Annotated in this window: 15 protein-coding genes; 11 read left to right on the forward strand and 4 right to left on the reverse strand. The window is 38.3% G+C overall.

What is annotated here, in order from left to right; translation table 11 throughout:
• Nucleotides 1-214: 214 nt before the first annotated feature.
• On the reverse strand, nt 215-583 hold the full coding sequence (locus I6F49_RS16895) for a response regulator (RefSeq protein ID WP_197181399.1): 369 nt from the start codon (nt 581-583) through the stop codon (nt 215-217).
• Between the two features lie 352 nt (nt 584-935).
• Here I6F49_RS16895 and I6F49_RS16900 point away from each other — a divergent pair, with 352 nt between their 5' ends.
• Nucleotides 936-2,705 carry an ATP-binding protein gene (locus I6F49_RS16900; RefSeq protein ID WP_166419321.1) on the forward strand — a complete coding sequence of 590 codons (1,770 nt, stop codon included), beginning with the start codon at nt 936-938 and terminating at the stop codon, nt 2,703-2,705.
• Between the two features lie 113 nt (nt 2,706-2,818).
• Nucleotides 2,819-3,736 carry a recombination-associated protein RdgC gene (gene rdgC / locus I6F49_RS16905; protein ID WP_024589755.1) on the forward strand — a complete coding sequence of 306 codons (918 nt, stop codon included), beginning with the start codon at nt 2,819-2,821 and terminating at the stop codon, nt 3,734-3,736.
• Between the two features lie 679 nt (nt 3,737-4,415).
• On the opposite strand, the gene I6F49_RS16910 is transcribed toward rdgC, so the two are convergent.
• The gene (locus I6F49_RS16910) at nt 4,416-4,652 is read right to left on the reverse strand and encodes a uroporphyrinogen decarboxylase (protein ID WP_197181400.1); all 237 of its coding nucleotides are present in this window, start codon (nt 4,650-4,652) and stop codon (nt 4,416-4,418) included.
• Nucleotides 4,653-4,940: 288 nt separating this feature from the next.
• Here I6F49_RS16910 and I6F49_RS16915 point away from each other — a divergent pair, with 288 nt between their 5' ends.
• Nucleotides 4,941-5,597, forward strand: a complete 657-nt coding sequence (locus I6F49_RS16915; RefSeq protein ID WP_197181401.1) for a Crp/Fnr family transcriptional regulator — start codon at nt 4,941-4,943, stop codon at nt 5,595-5,597.
• 92 nt (nt 5,598-5,689) lie between these two features.
• On the opposite strand, the gene I6F49_RS16920 is transcribed toward I6F49_RS16915, so the two are convergent.
• On the reverse strand, nt 5,690-6,256 hold the full coding sequence (locus tag I6F49_RS16920) for a phosphoribosyltransferase (RefSeq protein ID WP_007377478.1): 567 nt from the start codon (nt 6,254-6,256) through the stop codon (nt 5,690-5,692).
• Between the two features lie 184 nt (nt 6,257-6,440).
• Complete coding sequence (gene pepB, locus I6F49_RS16925) at nt 6,441-7,736, reverse strand: aminopeptidase PepB (RefSeq protein ID WP_197181402.1); 1,296 nt, start codon at nt 7,734-7,736, stop codon at nt 6,441-6,443.
• A gap of 123 nt (nt 7,737-7,859) precedes the next feature.
• On the opposite strand from pepB, the gene sfsA reads away from it, so the two are divergent.
• The 8 genes from sfsA to I6F49_RS16965 all read left to right on the forward strand — a co-directional run bounded on the left by sfsA (nt 7,860) and on the right by I6F49_RS16965 (nt 14,309).
• Complete coding sequence (gene sfsA, locus I6F49_RS16930; RefSeq protein WP_197181403.1) at nt 7,860-8,579, forward strand: DNA/RNA nuclease SfsA; 720 nt, start codon at nt 7,860-7,862, stop codon at nt 8,577-8,579.
• A gap of 330 nt (nt 8,580-8,909) precedes the next feature.
• Nucleotides 8,910-9,353 carry an RNA polymerase-binding protein DksA gene (gene dksA / locus I6F49_RS16935; RefSeq protein ID WP_024611520.1) on the forward strand — a complete coding sequence of 148 codons (444 nt, stop codon included), beginning with the start codon at nt 8,910-8,912 and terminating at the stop codon, nt 9,351-9,353.
• Between the two features lie 20 nt (nt 9,354-9,373).
• Entirely contained in the window at nt 9,374-10,318 is a 945-nt protein-coding gene (gluQRS, locus tag I6F49_RS16940; protein ID WP_197181404.1) for a tRNA glutamyl-Q(34) synthetase GluQRS, read from the forward strand.
• A gap of 78 nt (nt 10,319-10,396) precedes the next feature.
• Nucleotides 10,397-11,878, forward strand: coding sequence for a polynucleotide adenylyltransferase PcnB (gene pcnB, locus I6F49_RS16945; protein WP_231615121.1), 1,482 nt, complete (start codon nt 10,397-10,399; stop codon nt 11,876-11,878).
• Nucleotides 11,879-11,882: 4 nt separating this feature from the next.
• The gene (gene folK / locus I6F49_RS16950) at nt 11,883-12,368 is read left to right on the forward strand and encodes a 2-amino-4-hydroxy-6-hydroxymethyldihydropteridine diphosphokinase (RefSeq protein ID WP_166419243.1); all 486 of its coding nucleotides are present in this window, start codon (nt 11,883-11,885) and stop codon (nt 12,366-12,368) included.
• 30 nt (nt 12,369-12,398) lie between these two features.
• On the forward strand, nt 12,399-13,193 hold the full coding sequence (panB, locus tag I6F49_RS16955; protein WP_166419244.1) for a 3-methyl-2-oxobutanoate hydroxymethyltransferase: 795 nt from the start codon (nt 12,399-12,401) through the stop codon (nt 13,191-13,193).
• Nucleotides 13,193-14,041, forward strand: a complete 849-nt coding sequence (gene panC / locus I6F49_RS16960; RefSeq protein ID WP_166419245.1) for a pantoate--beta-alanine ligase — start codon at nt 13,193-13,195, stop codon at nt 14,039-14,041. The genes panB and panC overlap by 1 nt, the downstream gene beginning before the upstream one ends.
• A 31-nt stretch (nt 14,042-14,072) precedes the next feature.
• Nucleotides 14,073-14,309: a hypothetical protein gene (locus I6F49_RS16965; protein WP_166419246.1), complete on the forward strand. Its 237-nt coding sequence runs from the start codon at nt 14,073-14,075 to the stop codon at nt 14,307-14,309.
• The last annotated feature ends 191 nt before the right edge of the window (nt 14,310-14,500 follow it).

Consider the following 14,500-nt stretch of genomic DNA (forward strand, 5'->3'; position numbering starts at 1 on the left):
TCCCATAAAACGAAAAAAAGGCCTGTGTTCTAAGTGAACACAGGCCTTTAAATTTGTTGCACCGACCTATGCCACTATCCAGTAAGAATGATGGTTGTAATAATAATGGTCAGTACGTGATTAATTGTTTTCATATGTTAAGACTGCCTTAACAAAGGCTATGCTGTCAACCCTAAATTAAAAGATAAAACAGCCTTTTTTAACATGAAAAAACCTAATGAATGCCAAATTTATGCAATATTTCATTCAAGCTTGATCTATTAATAGGCTTATCAATAAAATCAATTGCGCCAAGTTGGGCGACTCGTTGCTTCATTTTTTCTTGTATATCGGCAGAAATAACTAAAACAAAGCACTCTATTTTTTCTGTTTTTATAGTCTCGAGCACTTGTATACCATCGACTTCAGGCATGGTGAGATCTAAGCATAGTAAATCAAAGTTTTGTGCTCGCAAAAGCGCTAAAGCCTGCGCCCCATTTGTAGCTTGTTGTATTTCTGCGTCTATACATTCATTTAAACACCGCACGACTTGTTTACGGGCGACTGCGGAATCGTCACAGACTAATATCGAGAATTTCATCATGTTTACTACTATACAACCATCAAAGTTATTGAAAGACCGCCCTCCTTGCATTTTATACACTTTAACACGTTCCTAAATACTCAACACATTAATAATTTAATACCATGATAAATATAGAGTAAGTCCATATTAAATAAAAATCGAAATCAAATATCAGCTAAAGTGATAATACTTAACATGTAACAAATAGACTACTTTATAGCTTAGTTTAATTACTTTGGTACTACACGCTTATTTTTTAGGTTTATCTTATTAAATTTTAACTTTTTTATTTATTTTTAGAGGTTTATTGACTAACTTTTAAGTAACTACCGTAACGTTATAAAAATAATAATGGATGAACAAGTCACTTATGTTACAAAAGAGCCTTTCTAAGAAGTTACTAACTAGCGTTTTGTCTGTTTATTTTTTACTTACCTTTGTAGTGACTTGCGGACAAGTGCTTGCTGAATACGTTAATACTAAAGATTACATTCGCAATGAACTCAGTACCTTGCAAAAAACATTTAGCCGCAGCTTAACGCGTGCTATTTGGGAACTTAATACCAAACAAACAATTACAACGGCAGAAGGTCTACTCGCCATCCCTATGATTGAAGGGATTATTGTTCGTGACGACAGTGGCGAAATTATTTCACAGTTAGGGCGATCACTTGATATACACAAGCTATACAATCAACAACTTGTTCAAGAAGAAGTTATTTTAGAAGATACTAAATCTGGTTTATTTGGTTACACTTTTCCACTTATTTTTGAATTTTCAGGACGCGCAACCCAAGTCGGTGACGTTACGCTATTTTCTAGTCGTGAAGTTGTATTTAGTCGCATTATGGTATCAATCTACTTTTTGATTGGTAATGCAATGATCAAAACAACATTTTTGATCATTCTGTTTTTAATGGCATTTAGAAAACTCCTAACAGAGCCTTTAACTGAACTCACTGAACAACTAGAAAATTTAGAAATAGATGAGCTAGAAGGCCAGCACATAGAAATAGAGACTGAAGAACATAATGAACTAAAAGTAATGGAGCAGTCGTTCAACAAACTAATAGATAAAGTAGTTCAGTATAGAAAAGAACTTGAGCATACCCAAAAAGAACTCATTATAAGTAACGAAAAGCTTGACCATCACAACATACAGCTTGAGCAAGACGTAGCTCGTAAAACATCAAACTTAAGCCAAGCAATGATGGATTTACAGCAGCAAAAATACGAACTCGAAAAGCAAAAAATTGTACTCACAGAAGAAATTGATTTACGCCGAAGTACAGAGCAAGAGTTAATTACAAAACAAACTGAATCTCAGCGCTACATAGAAGAGTTAAGCCTTGCACAGGAACGTTTGTTAGGCACAGAAAAAATGGCTGCGCTAGGCGGGCTGGTGGCAGGTATTACGCACGATATAAATACCCCCATTGGCATTGGTGTAACGGCAATCTCGTTTTTACAAGAGCGTTTAAATAAACTCGAAAATGCTTATACCGAAAAAACGCTTTCGCCAAAAGCACTAGAAGAATTTATTAATGAGGCCAAGCAAAGTGCCAGTCTTTTAACAACCAATTTAGATAGAGCTTCAGAGCTTATTGCTAGTTTTAAACAAATAGCGGTCGATCAAGCTAGTGAAGCAGTAAGAACCATTAACTTTAAAGATTACGTTAACGAAGTAATACGCTCACTGCACCCACAACTAAAAAAGACATCCCACACTATAAAATTAGAATGTCCTGATGATTTAGTTTTAAATTTACCCGCAGGCGCTATAAGCCAAATTTTTACTAACCTAATTATGAATTCACTCATTCATGGCTTTGAAGGTAAAAGCAACGGTGTTATGGATATTAAAATAAGCGCTGATGACACTAACTTAACTATTGATTACAAAGATAATGGTAACGGTGTTACCAACGAGCAATTAAAAAAATTATTTGACCCATTCTTTACGACTAAACGAGATGAAGGTGGTAGCGGATTAGGCACCCACATAATGCTTAATTTAGTCAAGCAAACCCTTAGTGGCTCTATTGATGCAACGAGTGAACTAGGCAAAGGCTTGCGTTACTATATTCAATTTCCAAAGAACATGGCTAAGCCTCTGCCTATTTTTGATAAATATGAATAAATAAAAGTACATGCGTTAAATTTGTTCATATTCAACAGTAACAAATCAGTCATTTCGAGATACTGTTTTTATTGCTATGATTGTACAAATTTTTCAAATGGATTAATTCCCCTATGTGGTTTAGTAACCTTATTTGTTACCGCTTTAAGCAAGACGTTTCATACACTCAAGAAGATTTTGACAAAGCATTAGAGCAAGATTTATTTCGCCCATGTACGGGCCAAGAGCTTGCTACATTTGGTTGGACAAAAGCGTTTGGAAAGCATGGCGATACGCTATCGCATTTTTCTCAAAAAAGTATTTTAGTTTGCGCTAAACGTGAAGAAAAAGTACTTCCGGCTTCTGTTATTAACGAGCTAGTCGCTGAGAAAATTGATCTGATAGAAGCCGAAGAAAACCGCCCTGTTAAAAAGAAAGAAAAAGACGAGTTAAAAGAAAACATTCTTCATACTCTTCTACCTCAAGCATTTAAAAAGTCGAGCTTACAATTTGCTTTTATTGACCAAGAAAACGGTTGGGTTGTTGTAAATAGCGGAAGCTTTAATAAAGCAGAAGAGCTACTGGCATTACTTCGCAAATCGCTAGGAACGCTTCCTGTAGTACCTGCGTTTGCTAACTACGACCTAGATGTATTTTTAACTGATTGGTTAACTAACTTTAGTACACCAGAGGGCTTTGCTATTGGCTCAGACGCTGAGCTTGAAGAAGCTGACGACAGCGGCGCACAAGTAAAGCTTAAAGGCCATGACCTATCATGTGATGAAGTAAAATCGCATTTAGAAAGTGGTAAACGCGTAACTAAACTTGCCCTTGATTGGCAAGAACGCCTTAAGTTTATGCTGCAAAACGATGGTTCTATCAAACGTTTAAGCTACTCTGAAACTCTAAAAGAAGAAAACGCAGATATTCCTAAAGAAGATATGGCTTTAAAACTTGATGCTGACTTTATTTTAGCTTCTGAAGAAATAAAGCAATTACTTGAAGAACTAACTGCAGGTTTAGGTGACGTTGAAGATTTAGAAAAAGCGTAAATACCTAAATACCAACCTACATAAATATTTAAGCAATTTAACAAATTAAATAGCATATAAGCAGGTTGGTATAACAGATAAAAATCCGATAGCAGTAAACTGCTATCGGATTTTTTTATGAAATTTAGAAGCACTTATTTATATATTTACACCAATTCCATTAAGTATGTGATCTAAATTTTACGCCGAAAAAATAATTCAGTTCTAGGCGTAAATTGATATAAATGGTTGTTCCCTTTGCGAAATTTACAACAAAGAAATGGGTTGTTTTAGCAAGTAAAATAGATCAGCTATTTATTGGAATTGGTATTATTAACCGCGAACAGAGTTTATACCAATCTGCTTATATACGGGTCTATTTAACGTTGAGAAAATTACGCTAGAACTAGGCGAAAATTTTTGTATCTAGTTGTTCTAAATAAAAAATTTTTAACGACGTTATAGTGCAATTTAATTCGTTAAATTGATCAAAGATTTATGCAGGTTGGTATTAGCTAACGAATGACGTATTAAAACCTAAGGTAATCATCTTTTAAGTAGGAGATTAAAGCATGGTTCAGAGGTAAGTTATGTAGAGTGATATGAGATTGTCTATATACGCATCAAGCTGGACTGCACAATAACTGAAGTTTTTGATTTTAATTAAAACCATTAACTTACTTTGTGCAGATAACTTATTTTAGCTTTTAGCGTCTTCAACTTTAGGTTGGCGATATATTTTTATAATGTGGTATAAATTTACAAGCGACAACAAGCCGTTAGTAAAAATCACAGGTGTTGCGTCAATGGCAACACCGTATGCAGTAAACACCATACAACCAAACATGTTATACCAACGTAGTTTTACTACATCTGTCATTGTTAACGATGCAACCAATAAAGCTGATGCAATATAACCTAAATATTCCCAACTCAATTGTTCTCTCCTGGCCTTTAGGTTAGCATTACATGTACTGCTAGCTTATGGCACTTGTAAGTATTGCAAAGTTACAACAAAATAAAAAAGCTAACCTGCTTAAAAAACCTGAAAAAGTTTGCCGGAAAATACCAGCAAATTCTTAAATCATTACACGGGAAATGAAGGTAAAATAATACTCTTAGCAAAGCTAATAATATTAGTAGCAAGTTAGCGTAAATTCTTAGTGTCTTAATGCTATCGTCATTAAGATGTAATAAATAGGACAAATGTCCGAAGAGCACATTGATGTTTCAATACCATTTTTCTAGTTACCTTGTTGATCAGCTTTTAACCTTTGCCGGTAGTAGCTATCAACAATCAAAAAAAGAAGTTCTGATCCATCAAGATCAGCCTTTAAGCAAGCTTGTGCTTGTACGCAGTGGCACTGTGTCGTTTAGTTACGACGTAGGTAATGGACGACGCCTGCTGTTAGGGCAATTGGATTGTAACAACACCCTTATTGGTGAAATAGAAGCGCTAAATAATAATCCGTGTATTTATACGGTCACATGCTTTAGCGATGTAACTTATAACCTTATTGAATTAAGGCATTGGCGTGCTCTGCTGCTTGAAAAGCCGGAACTAAGCTTATACACAGCACAAACCATTGCGGCTAAGTTTCAAGAGAACCAAAAAATCAATTTAGATAAGTTATTACTACCACTTAGCTATAATATAGCTAAAGATTGCTTACTAAGAGCCGAGAACAACAACCCTACGCTACTTAGAGCCTACCCAACTGTAAATGCTGAAGCCGAACGCTTTGCAACCACTGAGCGAGCTTACAGACGTGTTGTTACTGAACTCGTAGAAAAAGGCTTGGTACTTAGAAGTAACGATGGTTTACTCGCGGTCGATATACCAATGCTCAGTGAATACGTAGATAGCTTTGCCCAACTTTAATTTATTGATTAAATAATAAGTTAAGCAACGCGCTCAATTTTACGCATAAAAAAAGGCCTTAACGGCCTTTTTTTATTTATGCAAATTACTAATTACTTCTCTAGCAAAATGTCATGAATTTTCGCAAGGTCAGATTTACCAGCAATAATTTCATCTGGTGTTAAACCAGATAGTTCATGCGGGAACACTAACCATTCTTCAGACTCATGAATATAATAATCTGGAACAGTGTCTACTTTTGAATTTTTAGGCTTGTAATACGGGCACGCAATACGAATATCACGTGGTAAGTTTAAGCGCATAAGTTCAGAAAGCTTTTCTTTTAATGCAACAATACTACGCCCTGAGTCAAACACATCATCAACAATTAACAATGAATCGCCTGCATTTGCGTTCTCTACAATATAATGTAATCCGTGAACTTTAATTTCTTTTGATTGCTTACCAATACCGTAATAAGACGATGTACGTACCGCAATATGGTCAGTCTCAATGCCTTTGTAATCGTAATACTCTTGAACAGCAATACCGATTGGTGCACCACCTCGCCAAATACCAATGATAAAATCAGGACGAAAGCCATCTTGGTATACTTGTGCCGCTACGCGGAACGAATCTTCAAGCAGCTGTTGAGCTGTGATGTAGCACTTATCTGACATAATTAGAAACCCCAGTGGTGGATATAACATTTGAGCGCAGCTTAGAGTTAAGCAAAAAATTAAACTCAAACAGGTATTGGCGACAGATTTTACCGTAAATCAAACTAAATTGCTTGTCTGCAAATCAAAAAATAGGCACCAAGTGGTGCCTATTTTGTATATTAAAAGCCTATTTTACGTATTATTAAGCTTTTTCTAACAATGTACGTGCAACAGTACGCATACCTTGAGTTGTTGCGCCAGCAGCCCATTGGCTTGTGCTGCCCATGTTAAATGCAGCTGCTAAATCTATGTGTACCCAACCTTTGCCATCGTTTGGCACAAAGCGTGATAAAAAGCCTGCTGCATTTGATGCACCGCCGTAACCGCCACCTTTTTGTGCGCGGCTATTTGCCGTATCAGCGTAAGGCGATGGGCAGTTTTGTTGATGCCATTTTTCAAGAGGAAGAGGCCAAGCAGCTTCCATTTCTTGAGAGGCAAACCCTTCAACTTCGCGTGCTAGTTCTTTATCAAGTGCAAATAATGCATTGTACTCTTGGCCAACAGCAACAAGCGCTGCACCAGTTAGTGTTGCTGCATCAATAATAAGTGGAGCACCAGTCTCGCCAGCAGCCATTAGGCCATCAGCAAGTACTAAGCGACCTTCAGCATCGGTGTTTACTATTTCAACTGTTGTGCCATTTTTATAAGTAAGAATGTCACCTAATTTGTATGCATGACCCGAAATCAAGTTCTCTGCACAACATAAAAACAGCTTAATACGCTTTTCAATACCACGGTTAATAGCCAATGCTAAGCCTGCAGTTACTGTTGCTGCGCCGCCCATGTCGCATTTCATACCAAGCATACCTTCGCTTGATTTGATTGAGTAACCACCTGAGTCAAACGTAATACCTTTACCTACAAGCGCTGCACTTACTGGTGCATTTTCATCACCCGTTGGGTTGTAATCAAGCTCAAGTAATACAGGTGGGCGAACACTACCGCGACCAACAGCATGAATACCAATCCATTGCTGCTCAAGTAACGCATCGCCTTTAATAATTTGGTAACTAACGTGCTCAGGCGCTAGTGATTGAATAAACTCAGCGGCTTTTTCAGCAAGGCTTTCAGGGTAAATGTCATCGGCCGTCCCGTTAACCATTTCACGTGCCCAAATTGCTGACGTTTTTAAATGAGCAAGTTCTTTAATATCTGATTGTGCGTTATCAACAAACTCAACACCATTTAACGATTTTGGTGTTACAAAGCCTTGATAAAAGGCCCATTGGCTTTCTGTACACCAAGTACCGCCTGCTAGTTCAACGTTTTTAACGCCTTGGATTGCAAGAGTTCGACCTGCTTTTTGAACATTTTTCAATGTTTCTTGCTCAGACAAATGTACCGTTGCACCGCGCTCGTTAAAAGACAACGACGCATTATCGCCCCAATGGCTAGCTGCCGCTTGTTCGCTTAGTTGAACAACAAATTTTTCACTCATGTTAGAATACCCTTGCACTTAAATGTGCCACCGAGTTTACTATAGAGCGCTTAAGTTCCCAACAGCTTGAGATAAATAACATAAATCACACTGCTGTGCAGTATTTACACTTTGGAAATTATTATGAAGTACACGCCAGCGCTGCAACCAGCCACTTTATTAAAACGCTACAAACGCTTTTTAGCTGATTTACAACTAAATGATGGCAGCGAATTCACTGCTCACTGTGCTAATACAGGTAAAATGACCGGATGCGCAGAGCCAGGCTTCGCTGCTTTTTATTCAACCAGCGATAACGCAAAACGAAAATACCCGCATTCATTAGAGCTTACGCAAAATAACTTATCGCAGCTTATTTGTGTAAATACAGCGGTGGCAAATAAAGTAGTAGAAGATGCAATAAACAATAATGTGATAAGCGAGCTACTCGACTACAGTCAATTGCAAAGCGAAGTAAAGTACGGCAGCGAAAACAGCCGAATCGACTTTTTACTCACAGACAACAATAAACCTGATTGCTACGTAGAAGTTAAATCAGTCACATTATTAAGCGAAGACGCCCCACAAAGTGGTCAAGGCTATTTTCCTGATGCGCAAACACTGCGCGGACAAAAACATATTCGCGAACTAATAGAAATGATCGAACAAGGCCACCGAGCAGTATTACTGTTCGCTGTTTTGCATGAAGGAATAAATACCGTAAGTGCAGCTGCGCATATTGATAAAAAATACGCCACGCTATTAAGCCAAGCAATAATAGCCGGTGTTGAAGTATTAGCATACAAAGCGACTATTTCGGCGGATGAGGTTTTACTTCATAAAAAAATAGCATTTATAGAATAGTGTATTGAGGTGTGTTTATTTTAAACCAAGGATTGAACAATTCGTAATTTACAAAGTAAGTAACGAGCTCAAAATATAGAAAGTTACAAAAATGAATTATTAAAATTAACTTGTTTTTAAAGCTTTTGCCCATATAACAAGGCAAGTTTTAGAAAGCGAATATGTGAATTAATTAAAAGTGTAAACAAACTATTAATACACCTTTTACTCAGTAAGCATGGTTGAAGCTAATTCGATTAATTAAAAATAAATTTGCCTAGGGTATAAGATTCTGTTATTTATACCGCCGGCTAATGCTGAGGCATTAAATTAAGGATTTAGGAGAGAGTTATGCCAGACCAAAAGAAACATGGTTTATTGGCTCAAGCCGGTTTAGAACCATACCAAGAAAAACCAGGCGAAGAGTACATGAATGATGCACAACGTGCTCATTTTAGAACGATTTTAGAAACTTGGCGTAATGATTTACGTAACGAAGTTGATCGCACTAAATCGCACATGCAAGACGAAGCTGCTAACTTTCCTGACCCAGTTGACCGCGCTGCACAAGAAGAAGAGTTCTCTTTAGAACTTCGTACTCGTGACCGCGAACGTAAATTAATCAAAAAAATTGAAAAAACAATTAATTTGATTAAAGAAGATGATTTTGGCTTTTGTGAGTCTTGTGGCATCGAAATTGGCATACGTCGCTTAGAAGCACGTCCTACTGCCGATTTATGCGTAGACTGTAAAACACTTGCGGAAATCAAAGAAAAGCAATCTGGACGCGGCTAATTAATACTTATTAATTAGTTATGTCTCCTACAGCCGTTACTGCGCCTATGCGTAAATATCGCGGTCGTTTTGCACCGTCTCCTTCTGGGCCATTACATTTTGGCTCACTTGTAGCGGCTGTGGGTAGCTATCTAGATGCAAAAGCTAACCAAGGAAAGTGGTTAGTTCGTATAGAAGACATAGACACTACGCGCGTGGTCAAAAACGCCGACTCCGATATTCTTAATACCTTACATGCCTATGCCCTTCATTGGGACGAACCTGTTGTATATCAAACGCAGCGTCTGCCTTTATATCAAGATATTACCCACTCACTTTTAAAACAAAACCTTGTTTATGGTTGCACCTGTACTCGCAAGCAAATAAAAGCTATTGGCGGTATTTATCAGGGGCATTGCAAGGCACTTAATCACAACACCCAATCCGGTGCGCTTCGTTTAATTCAGCAACATCCAACGACTCAATTTAGTGATTTAATTCAAGGTGACATAAGCGTTAATAGTGCCCTCGCCCATGAGGATTACTTAATTAAACGCAGCGATGACTTATTTGCCTATCAACTTGTTGTGGTCGTCGATGATATTGACCAAGGGATTAATCGAATTGTTAGAGGCGCTGATTTAATTGAGCCAACAGCACGACAAATTAGTTTGTTTAAACAGCTCAACAGCCCTGTACCTGAATTTGCTCATTTACCTTTAGCGGTTGCCAAACCTGGTTTTAAACTGTCTAAACAAAATTATGCCCCTGCTATCAGCAAGCAAAACCCAAAACCAGCTTTAATTAGTGCATTTGAATTTTTAGGGTTGCCTGTAATAGCTGATTTAATCGATTTAAATATTGAACAATTAATCGCTTGGGGCGTTAAAAACTTTAGCTTAAAGCAGGTACCACACGTATCCGAAATACAAATTTCTCAACATCCACATAGTCAAAAAGTCCAATTTACACATTTAAGTAAATAAAATAGCTAAAAACGGCTTAATTTCAACACATCAACTTAATTTTTAAACCCTGCTGGTATATGATAGCCGCCTAAATATATGCTAATTAAGCTAAGCAGCTTGTGCTGGGTTATAACCGCCCTATTTGCTGTAACTTTTGATTGCAATGCAGTGTCAATCATACCTTCTAGGAGACAGATTATTATTTCCAAGCTTTTTCAATTTTGCCGACAAATAATCGGCCCGAATACCAGTGCCGAAAGCGCTTCTGTAAGCAGTGAACCTATTGTTGTCACTCGTGGTGAGCATGGTATTTCTCGCAAACAATTTAGCCCAAATGCAATCAAAGTATTATACCGCTTAAAAGACGGTGGTTACGACGCCTACCTTGTTGGTGGTTGTATTCGCGATATATTGTTAGGCCAACAGCCAAAAGATTTTGACGTAGTTACTAATGCAACACCCGATCAAGTAAAAAAACTATTTAGAAACTGTCGCCTTATTGGCCGTCGCTTTCGTTTAGCACATATTGTATTTGGTCGTGAAATTATTGAAGTGGCGACTATGCGTGGTCACCACGAAGCGCAAGAAGACAAAAATCAAATAAGTCAATCAAGTGATGAAGGCCAACTGCTACGTGACAACGTATTTGGCAGTATTGAAGAAGATGCTGAGCGCCGCGACTTTTCAATCAATGCACTTTATTACTCAATCAAAGATTTTAGTATTCACGATTACGCCAACGGCTTAGCGGCAATTAAAGCTAAACAAATTGAGCTAATCGGCGACCCCGAAACGCGTTACCGCGAAGATCCTGTTCGTATGTTACGTGCAGTACGTTTTGCCACTAAACTTGATATGAGCATTGCGCCTAAAAGCGAAAAGCCAATTAGCGAGCTTGCAAGCTTGCTTGATAACATTCCGCCGGCTCGTTTATTTGAAGAAATTCTTAAGCTGTTTTTAAACGGCAAGGCAGAAGCTAACTTTTTAATGCTGCGTAAATACGGCTTATTCCGCTCGCTGTTCCCTGATCTTGATAAAATTTTAGATAAAAACCCAAGTGGCTTAGAACACACGCTTATTCAGCAAATGTTTCAAAATACCGACAAACGTATTAATGCAGATAAAAAAGTAACCCCAGCGTTTATTTTTGCTGCCCTACTTTGGTTCCCGCTGCTTGAACGTACTAAAAAGATTCAAAGCCAAGAGCAACTTGCAGAATACGATGCTTTCGCACAAGCAATGAATAAAGTACTAAGCGATAACTCACAGCATATTGCCGTACCTAAACGCTTTACTTTAGGTGCACGCGATATTTGGCATATTCAGCATCGTTTAGATAAACGTGCTGGCCAACGTGCTTACCGACTAACGCAGCAACCTCGCTTTAAAGCCGCTTACGACTTTTTATTATTACGCGTAAATGCAGGCGAAACGCAGCATACTGAGCTTGCACAGTGGTGGACACAGTACTTAAGCCAAGATATAAACGGCCAAAAAGAGATGGTTAAAAGCTTAGGTCATCAAGGTGGTCCTAAACCACGAAAACGCCGTCGTCCAACTAAAAAGCCAACTGAGTAATAACATGCACTGTGTTTATTTGGGTTTAGGTGCCAACCTAAACTCACCAAAAGAGCAGCTTGATAACGCGGTAATCGCGCTTAAAAAGCTGCCCAATTGTGAATTTATAAACGTATCGCATTACTATGCTAGTAAGCCTATGGGCCCACAAGATCAACCTGACTATATCAATGCAGTAGCGTGCATTAAAACGACTCTTGAGCCAGAGCAATTACTTGATTTAACACAAAGTATTGAGCTTGAACATGGCCGAGTAAGAAAGGCTGAGCGTTGGGGTCCACGCACGCTTGATATAGATACCCTATTATTTGGTGATCAAATTATAAATACGGCGCGCTTAACTGTGCCTCATTATGGTTTGAGTAATCGCGAGTTTGTGGTTTACCCACTATTAGAGCTTGCACCTGAACTTATTTTACCTAGCGGCATTGCATTAAAAACCATTGCAAATAATTTACCGCTCAACGACTTACAACAATTACCTCTGTAATTAACCTAGGCTTTTGCCTGCGAGGATATTATGTCTAAAATAACCGTTTCTACTTTAAATAAAATGAAAGCAGAAAATAACAAAATTACTGCATTAACAGCCTACGACGCTAGTTTTGCAAAGTTATTTCATGATAACGGCGTTGAAGTTATTTTAGTGGGCGACTCCTTGGGCATGGTACTACAAGGCGGCGATGACACCCTTGGCGTAACCAATCAAGATGTTGCATATCATACCCGCTGTGTACGCGCTGGTAGCCGCGAATTGTTTGTAATTGCTGACTTACCTTTTATGACCTACTCGAGCGTAAGTGATACCTGTAAAAATGCAGCTGAGCTTATGCGCGCTGGCGCAAACATGATTAAGCTTGAAGGCGGAGAATGGCTTTACGAGAGCATTAAAACGCTTACTCAACAAGGTATTCCAGTTTGCGGGCATTTAGGCCTTACACCACAGTCAGTACATGTATTTGGTGGCTTTAAAATACAAGGTCGCGAAGAAGACAAAGCACAAAAAATGATTGATGACGCAAAAGCACTAGAAGCTGCTGGCGCACAATTATTAGTACTTGAATGTATTCCAAGTGCATTGGCAAAACGTATTACTGACGCACTTAGCATTCCAACTATTGGTATTGGTGCTGGCAGCTTAACTGATGGCCAAATATTGGTAATGCATGACCTTGTTGGTATTTCGGCAGGTTACATTCCTAAATTTTCTAAAAACTTTTTGCTCGAAACAGGCAATATGCCTGCAGCCGTTCAAAAATATTGTACAGACGTTAAAAATGGCGCGTTTCCAAGCGCTGAACACGAGTTTAAATAATGCAGTCAATTACTGAAATCAGATCGTTACGTAGTCAAATTAAAGCATGGCGCCAAGCGGGTCTTAGCGTAGCGCTTGTGCCAACAATGGGCAACTTGCACCGTGGGCATTTTTCGCTAGTAGAAAAAGCAAAAAACTTAGCCGATAAAGTCGTTGTGAGTATTTTTGTTAACCCAATGCAGTTTGGTGCTAACGAAGATTTAGATAACTATCCTCGTACGCTAAACGAAGACAAACAAGGCCTTGCTGAACTAGGCACAGACATTGTATTTACGCCAAGTGTAGACACAATCTACCCAAACGGGCTTGGTGCACAAAGCTTTGTAGATGTACCTGATATTTCATTAGGTTACTGTGGTGGTTCACGCCCTGGACATTTTAGAGGCGTTGCCACAATAGTCACTAAGTTATTTAACCTAGTACAGCCTGATTACGCCTGCTTTGGTGAAAAAGATTTTCAGCAACTGCAAGTAATTAAAACTATGGCACGCGACCTATCAATTCCGGTTGAAGTTATTGGTGTACCTACAATGCGAGAAGTTTCTGGCCTTGCTATGAGCTCACGTAATGGTTACTTATCTGATGATCAAAAAGCGACTGCAACCGTATTATTTAAAGCGCTTAATACGTGCGCTGAGCAACTTAAAAGCGGCGAAAAAGACTTCGTAAAACTTGAAATCTCAGCTAAACAGAGCTTAGAGCTAGCTGGCCTAAAGCCAGACTATTTTGAGATTGCTCAACGAGATACATTAAAAACTGCTACAATCGAAGATACTCAATTTGTTATTTTAGCCGCAGCCTATTTTGGTGGTGTTAGATTGATCGACAATATTCAGGTCGAAATTTAATATTATTGCGACTCACTTTTAAGGATTAAGCATGCACACATTAATAAAAACAAGCGTAGTCGCCCTTACATTTGCACTATTAGCGGGTTGTCAAAACCAAGTTGAAAACCCTGAAATGAATCAGTGTGCTCAACAAAATTACCAATGCGAAAGCAACTGTGAACAGCAAACAACTGCTGAGGGCTTAAAGCAACAAGTATGCTCTGCAAAATGTGTTGATAGTTATAATCAATGTAAAGCACAAGCTGAAAAATTAGGTAATATTTAATCGTTTAAAATACTGGCTCTGTTTATATTTCAGGTCTTCAATTTTAGGCACAAAAAAACCGCTCAGTGAGCTAATGCCGATCATTTAAGAAATAGTTAATAGCACTTGAACGATCTTCTAGGTATGTAAGAATCCGAATTCTTTTGTAGAATTCGGATTTTTTTATGCAACTTTCTAATGCTCTCGATATT

The organism is Pseudoalteromonas sp. SWN166 (assembly GCF_015864485.1).
Taxonomy (GTDB): Bacteria; Pseudomonadota; Gammaproteobacteria; order Enterobacterales; family Alteromonadaceae; genus Pseudoalteromonas.

Excerpts from the sequence above, each read along its gene's own strand:
- I6F49_RS16895 (WP_197181399.1), bottom strand. The coding sequence starts at position 583 with ATGATGAAATTCTCGATATTAGTCTGTGACGATTCCGCAGTCGCCCGT.
- I6F49_RS16900 (WP_166419321.1), top strand. The coding sequence starts at position 936 with ATGTTACAAAAGAGCCTTTCTAAGAAGTTACTAACTAGCGTTTTGTCT.
- rdgC (WP_024589755.1), top strand. The coding sequence starts at position 2,819 with ATGTGGTTTAGTAACCTTATTTGTTACCGCTTTAAGCAAGACGTTTCA.
- I6F49_RS16915 (WP_197181401.1), top strand. The coding sequence starts at position 4,941 with ATGTTTCAATACCATTTTTCTAGTTACCTTGTTGATCAGCTTTTAACC.
- I6F49_RS16920 (WP_007377478.1), bottom strand. The coding sequence starts at position 6,256 with ATGTCAGATAAGTGCTACATCACAGCTCAACAGCTGCTTGAAGATTCG.
- pepB (WP_197181402.1), bottom strand. The coding sequence starts at position 7,736 with ATGAGTGAAAAATTTGTTGTTCAACTAAGCGAACAAGCGGCAGCTAGC.
- sfsA (WP_197181403.1), top strand. The coding sequence starts at position 7,860 with ATGAAGTACACGCCAGCGCTGCAACCAGCCACTTTATTAAAACGCTAC.
- dksA (WP_024611520.1), top strand. The coding sequence starts at position 8,910 with ATGCCAGACCAAAAGAAACATGGTTTATTGGCTCAAGCCGGTTTAGAA.
- gluQRS (WP_197181404.1), top strand. The coding sequence starts at position 9,374 with ATGTCTCCTACAGCCGTTACTGCGCCTATGCGTAAATATCGCGGTCGT.
- pcnB (WP_231615121.1), top strand. The coding sequence starts at position 10,397 with ATGCTAATTAAGCTAAGCAGCTTGTGCTGGGTTATAACCGCCCTATTT.
- folK (WP_166419243.1), top strand. The coding sequence starts at position 11,883 with ATGCACTGTGTTTATTTGGGTTTAGGTGCCAACCTAAACTCACCAAAA.
- panB (WP_166419244.1), top strand. The coding sequence starts at position 12,399 with ATGTCTAAAATAACCGTTTCTACTTTAAATAAAATGAAAGCAGAAAAT.
- panC (WP_166419245.1), top strand. The coding sequence starts at position 13,193 with ATGCAGTCAATTACTGAAATCAGATCGTTACGTAGTCAAATTAAAGCA.
- I6F49_RS16965 (WP_166419246.1), top strand. The coding sequence starts at position 14,073 with ATGCACACATTAATAAAAACAAGCGTAGTCGCCCTTACATTTGCACTA.